General features: G+C 66.1%; 19 protein-coding genes. 17 read left to right on the forward strand and 2 right to left on the reverse strand.

Translation table 11 applies throughout. From position 1 onward, the window contains the following. Positions 1 to 149: 149 nt before the first annotated feature. On the reverse strand, positions 150 to 2,117 hold the full coding sequence (locus tag ACZ2IA_RS18815) for a monovalent cation:proton antiporter family protein (RefSeq protein ID WP_470294130.1): 1,968 nt from the start codon (positions 2,115 to 2,117) through the stop codon (positions 150 to 152). A gap of 102 nt (positions 2,118 to 2,219) precedes the next feature. Between ACZ2IA_RS18815 and ACZ2IA_RS18820 the strand changes: the two genes are divergently transcribed. The 17 genes from ACZ2IA_RS18820 to ACZ2IA_RS18900 all read left to right on the forward strand — a co-directional run bounded on the left by ACZ2IA_RS18820 (position 2,220) and on the right by ACZ2IA_RS18900 (position 14,923). After that, positions 2,220 to 3,200: a KpsF/GutQ family sugar-phosphate isomerase gene (locus tag ACZ2IA_RS18820; protein WP_470294131.1), complete on the forward strand. Its 981-nt coding sequence runs from the start codon at positions 2,220 to 2,222 to the stop codon at positions 3,198 to 3,200. A gap of 63 nt (positions 3,201 to 3,263) precedes the next feature. Beyond that, positions 3,264 to 3,788 (forward strand): KdsC family phosphatase, encoded by a 525-nt coding sequence (locus tag ACZ2IA_RS18825; protein WP_470294132.1) that lies wholly within the window; start codon positions 3,264 to 3,266, stop codon positions 3,786 to 3,788. Further along, a complete protein-coding gene (gene lptC / locus ACZ2IA_RS18830; RefSeq protein ID WP_470294133.1) occupies positions 3,785 to 4,348 on the forward strand; it encodes an LPS export ABC transporter periplasmic protein LptC in 564 nt (187 codons plus the stop codon). The genes ACZ2IA_RS18825 and lptC overlap by 4 nt, the downstream gene beginning before the upstream one ends. After that, positions 4,335 to 4,874, forward strand: a complete 540-nt coding sequence (gene lptA, locus ACZ2IA_RS18835; protein WP_470294134.1) for a lipopolysaccharide transport periplasmic protein LptA — start codon at positions 4,335 to 4,337, stop codon at positions 4,872 to 4,874. The genes lptC and lptA overlap by 14 nt, the downstream gene beginning before the upstream one ends. Further along, complete coding sequence (gene lptB / locus ACZ2IA_RS18840; RefSeq protein ID WP_470294135.1) at positions 4,871 to 5,599, forward strand: LPS export ABC transporter ATP-binding protein; 729 nt, start codon at positions 4,871 to 4,873, stop codon at positions 5,597 to 5,599. Before lptA ends, lptB begins: the two co-directional genes overlap by 4 nt. A gap of 20 nt (positions 5,600 to 5,619) precedes the next feature. Next, positions 5,620 to 7,062 carry an RNA polymerase factor sigma-54 gene (locus ACZ2IA_RS18845; protein ID WP_470294136.1) on the forward strand — a complete coding sequence of 481 codons (1,443 nt, stop codon included), beginning with the start codon at positions 5,620 to 5,622 and terminating at the stop codon, positions 7,060 to 7,062. A 100-nt stretch (positions 7,063 to 7,162) separates the two neighbouring features. Continuing rightward, on the forward strand, positions 7,163 to 7,492 hold the full coding sequence (hpf, locus tag ACZ2IA_RS18850) for a ribosome hibernation-promoting factor, HPF/YfiA family (RefSeq protein WP_470294137.1): 330 nt from the start codon (positions 7,163 to 7,165) through the stop codon (positions 7,490 to 7,492). A gap of 122 nt (positions 7,493 to 7,614) precedes the next feature. Then, entirely contained in the window at positions 7,615 to 8,061 is a 447-nt protein-coding gene (gene ptsN / locus ACZ2IA_RS18855) for a PTS IIA-like nitrogen regulatory protein PtsN (RefSeq protein ID WP_470294138.1), read from the forward strand. Positions 8,062 to 8,068: 7 nt separating this feature from the next. Continuing rightward, positions 8,069 to 9,025 (forward strand): HPr(Ser) kinase/phosphatase, encoded by a 957-nt coding sequence (hprK, locus tag ACZ2IA_RS18860; protein ID WP_470294139.1) that lies wholly within the window; start codon positions 8,069 to 8,071, stop codon positions 9,023 to 9,025. Beyond that, positions 9,006 to 9,848: an RNase adapter RapZ gene (gene rapZ / locus ACZ2IA_RS18865; protein WP_470294140.1), complete on the forward strand. Its 843-nt coding sequence runs from the start codon at positions 9,006 to 9,008 to the stop codon at positions 9,846 to 9,848. The genes hprK and rapZ overlap by 20 nt, the downstream gene beginning before the upstream one ends. A 179-nt stretch (positions 9,849 to 10,027) precedes the next feature. Beyond that, positions 10,028 to 10,171: a hypothetical protein gene (locus tag ACZ2IA_RS18870; RefSeq protein WP_470294173.1), complete on the forward strand. Its 144-nt coding sequence runs from the start codon at positions 10,028 to 10,030 to the stop codon at positions 10,169 to 10,171. After that, complete coding sequence (locus ACZ2IA_RS18875; protein ID WP_470294141.1) at positions 10,158 to 10,766, forward strand: flavin prenyltransferase UbiX; 609 nt, start codon at positions 10,158 to 10,160, stop codon at positions 10,764 to 10,766. Before ACZ2IA_RS18870 ends, ACZ2IA_RS18875 begins: the two co-directional genes overlap by 14 nt. A gap of 1 nt (position 10,767) precedes the next feature. Next, positions 10,768 to 12,246, forward strand: coding sequence for an NAD(P)H-hydrate dehydratase (locus ACZ2IA_RS18880; RefSeq protein ID WP_470294142.1), 1,479 nt, complete (start codon positions 10,768 to 10,770; stop codon positions 12,244 to 12,246). A gap of 79 nt (positions 12,247 to 12,325) precedes the next feature. Then, positions 12,326 to 12,655, forward strand: coding sequence for a YMGG-like glycine zipper-containing protein (locus ACZ2IA_RS18885; RefSeq protein ID WP_470294143.1), 330 nt, complete (start codon positions 12,326 to 12,328; stop codon positions 12,653 to 12,655). A 311-nt stretch (positions 12,656 to 12,966) separates the two neighbouring features. Next, a complete protein-coding gene (locus tag ACZ2IA_RS18890; protein ID WP_470294144.1) occupies positions 12,967 to 13,239 on the forward strand; it encodes a YMGG-like glycine zipper-containing protein in 273 nt (90 codons plus the stop codon). 212 nt (positions 13,240 to 13,451) lie between these two features. Continuing rightward, positions 13,452 to 13,829 carry a YMGG-like glycine zipper-containing protein gene (locus tag ACZ2IA_RS18895; protein WP_470294145.1) on the forward strand — a complete coding sequence of 126 codons (378 nt, stop codon included), beginning with the start codon at positions 13,452 to 13,454 and terminating at the stop codon, positions 13,827 to 13,829. A gap of 191 nt (positions 13,830 to 14,020) precedes the next feature. Further along, positions 14,021 to 14,923: a DMT family transporter gene (locus ACZ2IA_RS18900; protein ID WP_470294146.1), complete on the forward strand. Its 903-nt coding sequence runs from the start codon at positions 14,021 to 14,023 to the stop codon at positions 14,921 to 14,923. Between the two features lie 69 nt (positions 14,924 to 14,992). On the opposite strand, the gene trhA is transcribed toward ACZ2IA_RS18900, so the two are convergent. Continuing rightward, positions 14,993 to 15,607: a PAQR family membrane homeostasis protein TrhA gene (gene trhA / locus ACZ2IA_RS18905; RefSeq protein WP_470294147.1), complete on the reverse strand. Its 615-nt coding sequence runs from the start codon at positions 15,605 to 15,607 to the stop codon at positions 14,993 to 14,995. Positions 15,608 to 15,997 lie beyond the last annotated feature (390 nt).

Below are 15,997 nucleotides of genomic sequence, written 5' to 3' on the forward strand. Positions count from 1 at the left end.
CGAAAGGTTGGCCGAAAGGTTGGCCGAAAGGTTGGCCGAAAGGTTGGCCGAAAGGTTGGCCGAAAGGTTGGCCGAAAAAAGCCGGGACGCTGTCGCTCCCGGCTTTTTTGCTCATCGCTCCCAGCGGCGTTCGGCCAAGCTTGGCGCCCTCAGCCTTCCAGCAGCCGCGACTCGGCCTTCGCCAGCTGTTCCGGCGGGCCGAGCAGCACCAGCACGTCGTTGGGCATCAGCTCGAAACCGTCGTCGAAGTCGGTGCGGCGGACCTTATGGCGGCGGATCGCCTTCACCGTCACGCCGTAGGCGCCCAAGCCGATCGCCCCGAGCGGCTGGCCGATCGCTGCCGCGCCGTTCGGCAATTGCACGCTCAACAGCCGCGGCAATAGGAATTCCTCCACGCCCTCGACGTCGTCGGACAGGCCGCGGAAGAAGCCCTTGAACAGCTGGTAGCGCTCCTCGCGCACGGTGCGGATGCGACGCAACACCCGGCTGAGCGGCACACCGGCCACCATCAACGCCTGCGCGGCCAGCATCAGGCTGCCCTCCATCACTTCGGCGACTACCTCCTCGGCGCCGGCCTGGCGCAGCGCGTCGATGTCGGTGTCGTCGACGGTGCGCACGATCACCGGCAGATCCGGGCGTTCGCCGTGCACCACGTCGAGGATGCGCACCGCCATATGGGTGTCGGCAAAGGTGATCACCACCGTCTTGGCGCGCGCCAGGCCCGCGGCGACCAGCACCTCCTTGCGGCTGGCGTCGCCGAACACCACCGGATCACCGGCCTCGCCCGCCTCGCGCACCCGCGCCGGATCCATGTCGAGCGCGAAGAACGGGATGCCCTCGGTCTCCAACAGCCGCGCCAGCGCCTGGCCGCTGCGGCCGTATCCGCAGATCAGCACGTGCTCGTTCTTGCTCATGCTCTCGATCATCACCTGGTGCAGGTCGACCGACTGCAGCATCCAGTCCTGGCGGATCAGCCGGCGGCTGATCACCTCGGCGTACTGGATCAGGAACGGCGCGATCAGCATCGAGATCAGCACCGCCGCGATCGCCGCCTGCTCGGTGCTGGGCGACACCAGCCCCAGATTGCCGGACAGCGACAACAGCACGAAGCCGAATTCGCCGCCCTGCGCCAGCGCCAGCGCGCCGCGCAGCGCGTCGCTGCTGCGGTGGCCGAAGGCACGCGCCAGCCCGAACACGATCGCGAGCTTGGCCGGGATCAGCAGCACCAGCAGCAGCAACACGTCGGTCGAACGCTCGAACAGCACCGACAGCTGCAGCTTCATGCCGACGGTGACGAAGAAGAAGCCGAGCAGGATGTCGCGGAACGGCCGGATGTCCTCCTCCACCTGGTAGCGGTACTCGGTCTCGGAGATCAGCATGCCGGCGACGAAGGCGCCGAGCGCCAGGCTCAGCCCGGACAGCTCGGTCAGGTACGCCACGCCGAGCGTCACCAACAGCACGTTGATCATGAACAGCTCGCCGGAGCGCTGGTTCGCGACCAGGTGGAACCACGGTCGCAGCAGCCGTTGGCCGAAGGACAGCAATAGCGCCAGCACCACCACCACCTTCACGGCGGCGAGTCCTAGGTCCATCCACATCGTCGCGCTGCCGCCGGCAAACGCCGGCAGCAGGATCAACAGCGGCACCACCGCGATGTCCTGGAACAGCAGCACGCCGATCGCCAGCTGGCCGTGCGGCTGCGCCAGCTCCAACCGTTCGGCCAACAGCTTGCTGACGATCGCGGTCGACGACATCGCCAGCGCGCCGCCGACCGCGAAGCCGGCAAGCGGGCTGCCGGTCAGCACGATCGCCACACCGGTCACCAACAGCAGCGTCACCACCACCTGCGCGAGGCCGACACCGAACACCAGCCGGCGCATCGCTTTGAGCTTGGGCAACGAGAATTCCAGCCCGATCGAGAACATCATGAACACGATGCCGATCTCGCCGAGCAAGGTGGTTTCCTCGCCGACCGGCACCAGCTTCATCACCCCCGGGCCGGCCAGGAAACCAACCACCAGATACCCGAGCATCGGCGGCACCTTCAGGCTGCGGCACAGCGTCACGGCCAGCACAGCAGCGAGAAGGACGATCACGAGCGGGGCGAGCGAATGCATGGGGGGTCGGAACTTTCGGAATGGAATGATGGCCAACGGTGTTCAAGCAAAAGTTACACCAGCCGAACGTGTTCCGAGTATAACTTGATATACTGACCGCCTATGGAAAACGCTGTGAACGAAAAGCGCCTGGCGCTGGCGCGCGAGGTCCTCAAGACCGAAGCCGACGCGATCGTCGCGATGGGCCAACGCCTGAACGGCGACTTTACCCGGGCCGTCGACGCGGTGCTGGCCTGCCGCGGCCGGCTGGTCGTCACCGGCATCGGCAAGTCGGGCCACGTGGCGCGCAAGATCGCCGCCACGCTCGCCTCGACCGGCACGCCGTCGTTCTTCGTGCACCCGGCCGAAGCCGCGCACGGCGACCTCGGCATGATCACCGACCGTGACATCCTGCTGGCGCTGTCCAATTCGGGCGAGAGCGACGAGGTGATCGCACTGTTGCCGGCCCTGAAGCGCAAGGGCGTGCTGCTGATCGCGATGACCGGCCGCGTCAACTCTACGCTGGCGCGCGAGGCGGACGTGCATCTGGACGCCTGGGTCGAACGCGAAGCCTGCCCGCTCGGCCTCGCGCCGACCGCCAGCACCACCGCGGCGCTGGCGCTCGGCGACGCGCTGGCGGTGACGCTGCTCGACGCCCGCGCGTTCCGCGCCGAAGACTTCGCGCTGTCGCACCCGGGCGGCAGCCTCGGCCGGCGCCTGCTGGTGCACGTGCGCGACGTGATGCACAGCGATCAGGCGTTGCCGGTGGTCCACAGCGGCGCCTCGCTGAAGGACGCGCTGTTGGAAATGACGCAGAAGGGCCTCGGCATGACCGCGGTGGTCAACGCCGACGGTTCGCTCGCCGGCATCTTCACCGACGGCGACCTGCGCCGTACCCTCGATCGCACCCTCGACCTGTCGGGGCTGAGCATCGACACGGTGATGCACGCCAAGCCGCGCACCATCCGCGCCGACCGGCTCGCCGCCGAGGCGGTCAAGCTGATGGAAGCACACAAGGTCAACGGCCTCTTGGTGCTCGACGAAACCGACCGGCTGGTCGGTGCGCTCAATATGCACGACCTCTTGAAAGCCGGCGTGGTGTAAGGCCGCCGCCGGGTGCCCGTGGCGCCCGCCTGGCCGAACCGCCCGCCCCTTCCGAAAGCCACTATGAAACCGTTTCTCGAACTTGCCCGCCGGGTGAAGCTGCTGATCATGGACGTCGACGGCGTGCTCACCGACGGCAGCATCTTCATTACCGCCAGCGGTGAAGAAATCAAGGCGTTCAACACCCTGGACGGCCATGGGCTGAAAATGCTGCAGGCCAGCGGGGTGAAGCTGGCGATCATCACCGGCCGTGACGCACCGGGCGTCGCGCACCGCGCGCGCGGCCTCGGCATCGACTATTATTACGCCGGCATTCACGACAAGCGCGAGGCGCTCGCCAAGCTGTTGGATGAGAGTGGCGTCAGCGTCGACGAGTGCGCCTACATCGGCGACGACGTGGTCGATCTGCCGGTGATGCGCCGCGTCGCGCTGGCCGCCGCGGTACCCGAATCGCCGAGCCTGGTGCGCCAGCACGCCCACTACGTCACCGGTGCCTCCGGCGGCCGCGGCGCGGTGCGCGAACTGACCGAACTGATCATGCAGGCGCAGGGCACCTTCGAGGCGGCGATGGAGTCCTACCTCGCATGATCCGCTCCCACCGCCCCTTCGTGATCGCGCTGGTCGGACTGATGGCACTGTTGACCTTCTGGCTCGACCAGGTGTCGCGCTGGATGCCGAGCGAGCAGCAGCTCGACCCGAACAAGCCGGAGTTCGTCGCCGAGAACTTCACCGCCACCCGTTTCGGCCCGCAGGGGCTGCTGCAGGACCGGCTGACCGCGACGCGGATGTGGCAGTACCCGGACAAGCACGAGATGTACTTCGAGACGCCACGGCTCAAGGTATTTGAAAACGGCGTGATGCAGTACCAGATACAGGGTGAGGTCGGTCGCTACGACACCAAGACCAAGATCGCGTTCTACGACAAGAAGGCGACCCTGTTCAAGCCCGCCACCGCCAAGGATCCTGAGACCACGATGGTCACCACGGCGCTGTGGGCCGACACGGGCAAGGGGCTGGCCCACTCGTCGACGCCGGTCACCGTGCACTACGGCCAGTCGGTGGTGAATTCGGTCGGTTTCAGTTATGACCAGAAGGCGGGCCTCGTCACGCTCCATTCCCAAGCAAAGGCAACTTATGTCAAACCGTAAGCGACTTCTCACGCTGGGCCTCACGCTTGCGTTCGCGGCCTCGTTCGCGCACGCCGAAAAGGCCGACCGCGACAAGCCGATCCAGATCACCGCCGACAACGGCACGCTCGACCAGCTCAAGGGCATCACGGTCTGGAAGGGCAATGTGGTGGTGATTCAGGGCACGCTGAAGGTGAACGCCAACGAGGTCACCGTCACCCGCGACGACAAGGGCAACCAGACGCTGGTGGCGTTCGGCAAGCCGGTCACCTTCCGCCAGAAGGTCGAAGGCAAGAACGAGTGGATCGAGGGCCAGGGCAGCCGCCTCGACTACACCACCATCACCAACCTGGCGGTGCTCACCGGCAACGCCCGCGTCAAGCGCAATGAGGATCTGGTGGTCGGCAACGTGATTACCTACAACACCGACAGCGAACAGTACGAGGTGAAAGGCGGCAGCGCCAGCGGTCCGAACAGCGGCCGCGTTACCGTCATCCTGCAGCCGCAGACCACCGGCGGCGGCAAGACCGGCAGCAGCAAACCATGACCAATAGCGTTCTCACCGTTGCCCACCTGAAAAAGCGCTTCAAGAAGCGCAGCGTCGTGCGCGACGTGTCGCTCGACATCCAGAGCGGCGAAGTGGTCGGCCTGCTCGGCCCGAACGGCGCCGGCAAGACCACCAGCTTCTACATGATCGTCGGCCTGATCGCCGCCGATGACGGCGTGATCCACCTCGATGGCCGGAACATCACCAGCCTGCCGATCCACCAGCGCGCTCGAATGGGCCTGGGCTACCTGCCGCAGGAAGCGTCGATCTTCCGCAAGATGACGGTCGAGGACAACATCCGCGCGGTGCTCGAGATCAGCGGCCTGAAGGGCGAGCAGCTGGAAAACGAGCTCAACCTGCTGCTCGACGACCTGAACGTCGCCCACCTGCGCGAAAGCAACGCGCTGGCGCTGTCCGGCGGTGAACGGCGCCGGGTCGAGATCGCCCGGGTGCTGGCCACCCGACCGCGCTTCATCCTGCTCGACGAACCGTTCGCCGGCGTCGACCCGATCGCGGTGATCGACATCCAGAAGATCATTTCCTTCCTGCGCGAGCGCGGCATCGGCGTACTGATCACCGACCACAACGTGCGCGAAACGCTGCGCATCTGCGATCGCGCCTACATCATCAGCGAAGGCGCGGTGCTGGCCTCGGGACTGCCCGAAGAGCTGGTCACCAACGAAAGAGTGCGCGAAGTGTACCTGGGCGAACACTTCCACCTCTAAGAGAGGAAACGGCGGTTGGCATGAAGCAAGCCTTGCAACTGAAGGTCGCGCAGCAACTGACGCTGACCCCGCAACTGCAGCAGTCGATCAAACTGCTGCAGTTGTCCACCCTCGACCTGCAGGCCGAGGTCGAGCGCTTCCTGCTCGACAACCCGCTGCTGGAGCGGCCGGACGACCACGGCGGCGACATGCAGGCCACCGGCGACAGCCCGGCGGACAATGCCGCCGATACGACGCAAGACAACCAGACTTTCGACGAGAGCAGTAACAGCAACGAGGAGCGCGACACGCTCGGCGCCGAGCTGACCGACTGGGGCGGCGGCAAGGGCGGTTCGCGCGACGGCGACGATGACAACCCCGACCCCTTGTTCAACGTGGCCTGCCCAGTCACCTTGCGCCAGCACCTGCTCGCCCAGCTCGGCGAACTGTCGCTGCCGGAGCGCGACCGCGCCATCGTCACGCTGCTGATCGAAGAGCTGGACGAGGACGGCTACCTCAGCGTCGGCCTCGACGAGCTGGCGGCCAATCTGCCGGCCGAGCTGGAGGTGGACGAGGACGAACTGGCGGTCGGCCTCGCGCTGTTGCGCCAGTTTGACCCGGCCGGCGTCGGCGCCGGCAACCTGTCGGAGTCGCTGACGCTGCAGCTGGCCCGCCTCGACCCAGCCATGCCCGGCCACGCGCTGGCCCAGGCGATCGTGCGCAACCACCTGGTGCTGCTCGGCAACCGCGACTTCGGCAAACTGAAGAAACTGTTGGCCACCGACGACGACACGCTGCGCGCCGCGCAGGCGCTGATCGGCCGACTGAACCCGCACCCGGCCGCCGGTTTCGGCGAGGGCGAGACCCATTACGTGATCCCGGACGTGATCGTCAGGAAGCGCAAGGGCCGCTGGTTCGCCGAACTGAACCAGCATGCCGTACCGCGCCTCAACATTAACCCAATGTACGCTCGCACCGTCACCGAGAGCCGCCAGAACGCCGGCGAGTTGTCCGGCCGCCTGCAAGAGGCAAAGTGGCTGATCAAGAACATCCAACAGCGATTTGACACTATTCTCAAAGTGTCGGAAGCTATTGTCGAACAGCAGCATGCGTTCTTTGAACAGGGCGAAGTGGCGATGCGACCGCTGATTTTGCGGGACATCGCCGACCAGTTGGGACTGCACGAATCCACCGTGTCCCGGGTCACTACGCAGAAGTATCTGCTGAGTCCGCGCGGCTTATTCGAACTCAAATACTTCTTCGGCAGTGCCCTCGACACCGACGGTGGCGGCGAGTGCTCGGCCACCGCGATCAAGGCGCGCATCCGCCAGATGATCGACAGCGAAGACGCCGAACGCCCCCTCTCCGACAGCACCATCGCCGACCAACTGGCCAAGCTGGGCATACAGGTTGCCCGCCGCACCGTGGCCAAATACCGCGAGGCGATGCAGATCCCGCCCGTCAACCAACGCAAAAAACTATAGGTAGCCCCTTTAAAACCAGCGCTGCTGTACCCATCCAATAAGGGACCACTCACTTGCCAGGCACGATAAGCCAGGCGGTTTTCACCAAAAGGAGTAGGGTATGAACTTCAAACTGACCGGTCTCCACCTCGAAGTTACCCAGCCGCTACGCGACTATGTCGAAAGCAAACTGGATCGAGTCACCCGCCACGTAGACAACGTGATCGATGTAGCGGTAACCCTCTCTGTCGACAAACTGATACAGAAAGCCGAAGTCAACGTACATCTGTCCGGCAAGGACATCCATGTCGAAGCCACCGATTCGGACATGTACGCCGCGATCGATGCGCTGGTCGACAAACTCGACCGCCAAGTGCTGCGCCACAAGGAAAAGCAGGACCAACGCCGGGCACCTATCCCGCAGCCACAGGTCGAAGAAGGCACGCTGTGATCGTCGCCTGACGCAAACGGGAACCAGCGGTTCCCGTTTTTGTTTTTCCGGCTGCCCCTTTCGAGCCGCCTTGCCTCGGCGTAGAATTGGCCGGTTTTTTGTGATTCGCAGCGTAACAAGCCATGAGCCTAGTCGGCAAAATCCTCACCCAGGACCACATCCTCCTCGACCTCGATGTGGCGAGCAAGAAGCGGGTGTTCGAACAAGTAGGCCTGCTGGTCGAGAACGCCTACGGCATCGCCCGCAGCGAGGTGTTCGACTGCCTGTTCGCCCGCGAGAAGCTCGGCTCGACCGGGCTGGGCCAGGGCGTCGCCATCCCGCACGGCCGCGCCCGCGGCCTGAAGGAGGCGGCCGGTTTCTTCATCCGGTTGAAGGCACCGATCCAGTTCGACGCGCCGGACGGCAAGCCGGTACAGAGCCTGTTCGTGCTCTTGGTGCCGGAGGCCGCGACCGACCTGCACCTGCAGGTGCTCTCGGAACTGGCGCAGCGCTTCTCCAGCCGCACCCTGCGCGAAACCCTGTTGACCGAAAACGATCTGCCTACCATCCACCGTCTTCTCAGCGAATGACCCCTCCATGCCCAGCATAACGGTACGCAAGCTTTACCAGGAAAACCAGCAAAAGCTCGACCTCAACTGGGTAGCGGGCACCGGCGGTGCCGACAACCAGATCGCCAACGTCGACCAGCGCCCGACCCTGGCGCTAGTCGGCCACCTCAACTTCATTCACCCGAACCGCGTCCAGGTACTCGGCCTGGCCGAAGTGGACTACCTGAACCGGCTCGAACAGTCGGCGGCCAAGACCGCGCTCGACCAGCTGTTCCACAAGACAATGGCGGTGGTCATCGTCGCCAACAACCAGACCGTCCCCAAGCTCTTGCGTGACTACTGTCACACGCACAACGTGCCGCTGATGACCTCGCGGCTCGAGAGCCCGTACCTGATGGACGTGCTGCGCATCTATCTGGCGCGCGCGCTGGCGGTGTCGACGGTGCTGCACGGCGTGTTCCTCGACGTGCTCGAGATCGGCGTGCTGATCATGGGCGACTCGGCGATGGGCAAGAGCGAACTGGCACTCGAACTGATCTCGCGCGGCCACGGCATGGTCGCCGACGACGCGGTCGAGTTCTACCGCATCGGCCCGGAGATGCTCGAGGGCCGCTGCCCGCCGCTGTTGCGCGACTTCCTCGAGGTGCGCGGCCTCGGCATCCTGAACATCCGCACCATCTTCGGCGAGACCGCGGTGCGGCCGAAGAAGGTGCTGAAGCTGATCATCCACCTGGTCAAGGCCAACGACCAGGCGATGCAGGCGCTCGACCGGCTCAACATCCAGTCGGAGACGCAGGACATCCTCGGCGTGAAGGTGCGCAAGGTGATCCTGCCGGTGGCGGCCGGCCGCAACTTGGCCGTGCTGGTCGAGGCGGCGGTGCGCAACTACATCCTGCAGCTCAGGGGCATCGACAGCACCCGCGAATTCATCGAGCGCCACACCAACTTCCTCAGGGACCAGGAAAATGCGCCTGATTCTGATTAGCGGGCTGTCCGGTTCGGGCAAGTCGGTGGCGCTGAAGATGCTGGAAGACTCCGGTTTCTACTGTGTCGACAACCTGCCGGCGACGATGCTCGGCGACGTGATGGACCTGTACCGCGACTTCGGCTACGACCGCATCGCGATCAGCGTCGACACCCGTTCCAGCCCGAGCCTCGGCGCGCTGCCGCAGAAGATGGAAGAACTGCGCCAGCTCGGCGTCGACGTCCGGCTGCTGTTCCTCGAATCGAAGACCGAGACGCTGGTCAAGCGCTTCTCCGAAACCCGGCGCCGCCACCCGCTGTCGGCGCCGGGCCGCACCGTCGAAGAATCGATCTGCCTGGAGCGCGACCTGCTCGAGGGCATCCAGGAGCTGGGCCACCGCATCGACACCAGCGAGCTGTCGGCCAACGCGCTGCGCAGCTTCGTCAAGCAACTGGTCGGCGCCGACACCAGCCGGCTGACCTTGCTGTTCGAATCGTTCGGCTTCAAGCACGGCGTGCCGCTCGACGCCGACTTCGTGTTCGACGTGCGCTGCCTGCCCAACCCCTATTACGACCCGGTGCTGCGCCCCTTGACCGGCCAGGACCAGGCTATCATCGACTATTTCGAGAGCGAGCCGCTGGTCTCGATCATGGTCGCCGACATCCAGCGCCATATCGCCAAATGGCTGCCGGCGTTCAGCCAGGAAAACCGCAGCTACCTGACCGTGGCGATCGGCTGCACCGGCGGCCAGCACCGCTCGGTCTACATCGCCGAGCAGTTGGCCGAAGCGTTTGTCGACGAGCAGGTATTAATCCGTCACCGCCAGCTGCATCGCGACGCATGATCCACACCACTGGCTGATGCGGTCGGCATCGCGTTGACCGCCCCCGACGCCCCATATGACCGCCTCGCGCTTTCGGCCGACGCGAGCGGCCACCGCGGGCAAGCCTCGCCGGTCGCGCGTGGCCGACGCGCTGGTTCGGCGCCAGCCTGGTTGCGGCGTTCTGCCACATCGCCGGGCAGCTGGCGCTAGCGCGCTGGCTGCTGATCCCGTCCGACGGCATCCGTTATTTCGTCCCGATTTTTGCGCTGACCGCGCTGGTGACCGGCCTCGTCAACGGCCGGATCGCCCAGAAACTGATGGAGGCTCCCGATGCGAGCGACTAATACCGTCACCGTGGCGCTGACCGGCGCTTCCGGCCTGCCCTACGGCCTGCGCCTGATCGACTGCCTGCTCGCTGCCGGCCGCCGGGTCTGGGTGCTGTATTCGCAGGCGGCGCAGGTGGTCGCCAAACAGGAGATGGACCTGACGCTGCCGTCGCGCCCGGCCGAGTTCGCCCGCTGGTTGGCCGAACGCTACCAGCCCGCCGATGGCCAGCTGAAGGTGTTCGGCCGTGAGGAATGGTTCGCGCCGGTCGCTTCCGGCTCCAACCCGGCCGACGCGATGGTGGTCTGCCCGTGTTCGATGGGCACGCTGGCGGCGATCGCGCTCGGCACCTCGGACAACCTGATCGAGCGCGCCGCCGACGTCAGCATCAAGGAGGGGCGCAAACTGGTGCTGGTGCCGCGCGAGACGCCGCTGTCGGCGATTCACCTCGAGCACATGTTGAAGCTCGCCCGGCTCGGCGTGGTGATCCTGCCGCCGGCGCCGGGCTTCTACACCCACCCGCAGAGCGTCGCCGACATGGTCGACTTCGTCGTCGCGCGCCTGCTCGACCAGCTGGGCGTCGAGCACCAGCTGCTGCCACGCTGGGGAGAATGAGATGAGCGCCGCCGAGCCGATCTATAGCCTGAATGACTTACGCGAGCTGGAACGGCGTGCCGACGCCGCCGGCCTGGCGCTGATGCAGCGCGCCGCACAGGCGGCCGTCGACTGGCTGGCCACCCGGCTCGCGCCGCGCAGCCGGGTGTTGATCGCCGCCGGTCCTGGCAACAACGGCGGCGATGCGCTGTGGCTGGCGGTCAGGCTGGCTGAACGCGGCGCTCGGATCGAACTCTTGATGCCGACTGAACCGACTAGCGCGTTGACCCGGGACGCGCTGGCGGTCTGTCGCTCGCTCGGCCTGACCGAGCTCGCTACGCTCGACGCCGCCACTCCGCCCGACGCGCTGGTCGACGGCCTGTTCGGCATCGGCCTGTCGCGGCCGCTTTCCGACGACTGGGCGACGCTGATAACCCGGCTCAACGCGCAGCCCTGCCCGCGCTTTGCACTCGACGTCCCGTCCGGCCTCGACGGCTGGACCGGCAACGTGCACGGTTGCGCGATCCGCGCCAGCCAGACGCTGACCTTCCTGTGCGCCAAGCCGGGCCTCCATACTTCCGACGGCGCCGACTACGCCGGGGCAGTGACGCTCGCCGCGCTCGACGTGCCGGCGGCGCTGCTGCCGGCGCCGGACGGCGAACTCAACCGGATCGATGCGCACGCGCTGGCCCGGCCGGCCAACAGCCACAAGGGCAGCAACGGCACGGTGGCGGTGGTCGGCGGCGCGCCGGGCATGCTCGGCGCGCCGCTGTTGGCCAGCCGGGCCGCGCTCGCCGGCGGCGCCGGCAAGGTCTACCTGTGTGCGCTCGACACGAGGCTGCCGGTCGATCCGGTCACGCCGGAACTGATGGTCGCGCCGCCGATGCAGGCGCTGCAGCCGAACGTCGGCGTGGTGGCGATCGGCCCCGGCCTCGGGCAGAGCGGCAAGGCGCGCCACTGGCTGCGCGCGCTGTTGGAGCAGCCCAGCGCCAAGGTGATCGACGCCGACGCGCTCAACCTGATCGCGGCCGATCCGCTGCTGGCGCAACGGTTGGCCGAAAGCCCGGCCGCCAAGGTGCTGACCCCGCACCCGGCCGAGGCGGCCCGGCTGCTCGGCCGCAACACTGCCGACATCCAATGCGACCGCATCACCGCCGCCCGCACGCTGGCCGCCCGCTTCGATGCCATCGTGGTGCTGAAGGGCGCCGGTAGCGTCGTCGCCCGACCGGACGGCTTCTTTCGCGTCAACGTCAGCGGCGGGCCGGCGCTGGCGGTGGCCGGCCAGGGCGATGTGCTGTCCGGCGCAGTGGCCGCCTTGCTGGCGCAGGGCATGACCCCGTTCGACGCCGCCGCGCTGGCGGTACGCGCGCACGGCCTGGCCGGCGACGCCTACACCGCCGAACAGGACGGCCCGCTCGGCCTCACCGCCTCGGCAACGCTGCCCTACCTGAGCCGGGCGCTGAACCGGCTACTGACGGCACAGTCACTTACACCGGCTTAACAGTTCCTAACACTTCTTTACAACTATGACGCTTGCCACGCGCTAGGATGGCTACAACACACAACAACTGAGAAGCCCCATGAAGAAGCGCCTCTTTCTGATTCCGGCAGCGCTGCTGCTGACACTGGCCGGTTCGGCTTACGCCGGTGGTTCGACCATCCTCGGCGGCGCACTCGGCGGCGCGGCCGGCTCCGCGATCGGCGAGTCGGTCGGCGGACGGGACGGTGCCATCCTCGGCGGCGCGCTCGGCGGCGGTGCCGGCGCGGCGATCGGCCACGACTACGGCCGCCGCCAAGAAGAAGTCCGCTACGTCGACCGCCCCGTCTACTACCGTGACCACGGCTATCATCGCGGCTGGCACCACCGCCACCACCACGACGACAACAACGACGACAACAACGACGACTGAAACGGCGCTTAAAGCCCATCCCCACCGCCACGCCCTGTCGCCCCCGTCGACAAGGCGTGGCGGTTTTTCATTGCCGACGGCGCTCGCGATCCTCCTCGATCGACGACGGCTTGCCGAGCGCCGTTAGCCTGGCCGTGCTCCAGACGACACGACGAGCCGGGACACCGCACGGCACCCAACTCGGTGATCCCCGCGTTTCGAGCGAGATTCCCGACCATTATCAACATTTGCGAACACTTCCTCACAGACCGTCACCGGCATCCGGGTTAGGATGGCGTCGCGATTCAACAATAACAAGGAGTTACGTCATCATGAAACGCCACATCCTGCTGCCGGCCGCGTTGGCCTTCACCCTGTCGGGCCTGACGCACGCCGGCACCGGAACTATCCTCGGTGGCGCGCTTGGCGGCGGTGCCGGGGCCGCGGTCGGCGAATCGGTCGGCGGTCGCAGCGGTGCGATCATCGGCGGCGCGCTCGGCGGTGCCGGTGGCGCGGCGATCGGTAACGATTACGACCGCGACAAGGAAGCCCGCAAGTATCACAAGCATTCCAAGAAGTACAAACGTCGCTACTACCGCGACTAAGCGTCCTTCCCCTTCCCCGCCCCGGCCTGCCCAGTGCACGCCGGGGCGTTGCATTGGGCGTTCGGCCAACGTTCGCGAGCGGTATCCGCACCGGACAGCACGGGTCGATACAAGTGGAACCGCGGCCAATATTTGCTAACAGTTCTTTACAACTGTGACGGCGGCGGCGGGCTAGCATGAAGTCATCAAACAAGACCACCGAGGAGGCCATCATGAAACGACAGCTACTGCTAACCGGCGCCCTGCTGCTGAGCCTGGCCGGTTCGGCATTCGCCGACGGTTCGACGCTGTTGGGCGGCGCACTGGGCGGTGCGGCCGGCGCGGCGATCGGCGAATCGGTCGGCGGGCGTGACGGTGCAATCCTCGGGGGTGCACTCGGCGGTGCCACCGGCGCGGCAATCGGTCACGATTACGACCGCCGTTACTACCGCTACGACCGCGGGGATGATGGCCGCTACTGGGCCGGCGACCGCGGCTGGGACGACGACGATCACGACTGGGGTGAGCACCGTGGCTGGGACCACCGCGGCTGGCATCACCGGCATCACTGGCATCACCACGACTGGGATCATCACGGCTGGGACGACTGAGCCAAACTTACATCACCTAGTTGCAGCCTCTCTCTTCGCGTATTGACTGACGCGTTCCGCCACGACCGGGCTTCCCTACCGGGTCGTGGCGCTTTTTATCCAGCCGTTCGATTGACTCCAATCGCCAATCTGTCGTCATCCCCGGCGCCGGCCGCTAGAATAGCCGCTCCCTTTTCCGCTGGAGTCTGTCCGTGACGCGCCAATCCCGCGCCTTTGCCTTCGGTCTTGCCGCCGTGCTTGCCTGGTCGACCGTGGCCACCGCGTTCAAGATCAGCCTGCAGCACATGAGCCCGGCGCAGCTGGTGCTGTACGCCTGCACCGCCTCGCTCATATCGCTGCTGGCGATCCTGGCCGGCCAGCGCCGGCTCGGCGACTATGCCGCCAGCCTTACCACCCACTGGCGCCGCTCGCTGACGCTCGGCGCGATCAACCCCTTCGTCTACTACCTGATCTTGTTCCAGGCGTATTCGCTGCTGCCGGCGCAAGAGGCGCAGGCGATCAATTACACCTGGGCGCTGACGATGACGCTGCTGGCGGTGCCGCTGCTGCACCAGTCGCTGACGGTGCGCGACGCGCTGGCGGCGCTGGTCTGCTATCTGGGGGTACTGGTGATCGGCACCCGCGGCGATCTGCTCGGCCTGTCGTTCTCCAACCTGAGCGGGGTGCTGTTCGCGCTCGGCTCGACCGTGCTGTGGGCCGGCTACTGGATCTTCAACACCCGCGACACCCGCGAGCCGGTACTGGCGCTGGCGCAGAACTTCAGCTTCGCACTGCCGCTGATCGTGATCTGGTGTGCGCTCACCGGCGAACTGCGTCCGGTCGCCTGGCAGGGCCTCGCCGGTGCCGCCTATGTCGGCGCGCTGGAGATGGGCTTCACCTTCGTGCTGTGGCTGACCGCGATGAAGCTGACCGACAGCACTGCCCGGATCGCCAACCTGATCTTCCTGTCGCCGATCCTGTCGCTGCTGCTGATCCACCTGATCATCGGCGAACCGATCTACCCATCGACATTGACGGGACTGGCGCTGATCCTCGGTGGCCTGCTGTTGCAGAAGCTGCCGTTCGGCCGGGCGGTACTGGTGCGGCCGCGCTGAGATCTCGGCTGGCCCGGAAACGACAACGGCGCCCCGCGAGGCGCCGTTTTGCTTGGCAAGTTCAGACCGTCACACGAACCAGAACACGCTGACGAACTGACACAGACTGCCGCCCAGCACGAACAGATGCCAGATGCCGTGGCCGTGGCGGATCTTCTCGTCGTTGAGGAACCAGTAGATGCCGATGCTGTAGATGATGCCGCCGGCGGCCAGCCACATCAGGCCCGGCGTCGACAACGACGCGACCAGCGGCTTGATCGCCACCAGCACCAGCCAGCCCATCATCACGTACAGGATCATCGACAGCACCCGGGTGCGCCGGCCCAGCGTCACCTCCTGGACGATGCCGAACAGCGCCAAGCCCCACGAGATGCCGAACAGCGTCCAGCCCCACGGGCCGCGCAGCGTCACCAGGCAGTACGGCGTGTAGCTGCCGGCGATCAGCAGGTAGATCGCCGAGTGGTCGAACTTCTGCAGCACCGCCTTCGCGCGGCCCTTGACGCTGTGGTACAGCGTCGAGATCAGATACAGCGCCACCAGGGTCGTGCCGTACAGCGTGAAGCTGACGATCTTCCACGGGTCGCCCTGCACGCTGGCCGACCAGATCAAAGCCACCAGCGCCACCACCGACAGCACCGCGCCGAGCAGATGCGACACGCCGTTGAAGCGTTCGCCGTAATACATATTGTTCTCCTTGCCGCACCGGCGTCGCAGCGTCGGGCGGATGCGTTGTTCCTGACCGGGTAGGCCCGCGGCAACGGGTCATGGTTCCCGTCGTGACGCCGCCATGAAAAATGGCGGCGCAAGGACCCGGCAAGCCCGGTACCAGTCGGCCGGATATTCGATGCGAATGCGCTACTTTACTCCGCTGCCGCATCGCAGGCAGCGCCAATCTGTATCGATTTTGTGACGCATCAAATGTGCCGCCGGTCTCGCGCTTTAGAGCGACTAACAAAACCCAGTGCAACGGTCCCGGCTAGGCGCCCGGCCGCAGACAGTACAAGTAGTACGGCAAGGCCGGGCAACAACGCCGGGAGGGTTTTGTTAGACACTCATAAACGCAAAAAGGGCGGG

The sequence above is a fragment of the Crenobacter sp. CS_VA4 genome, assembly GCF_055597485.1.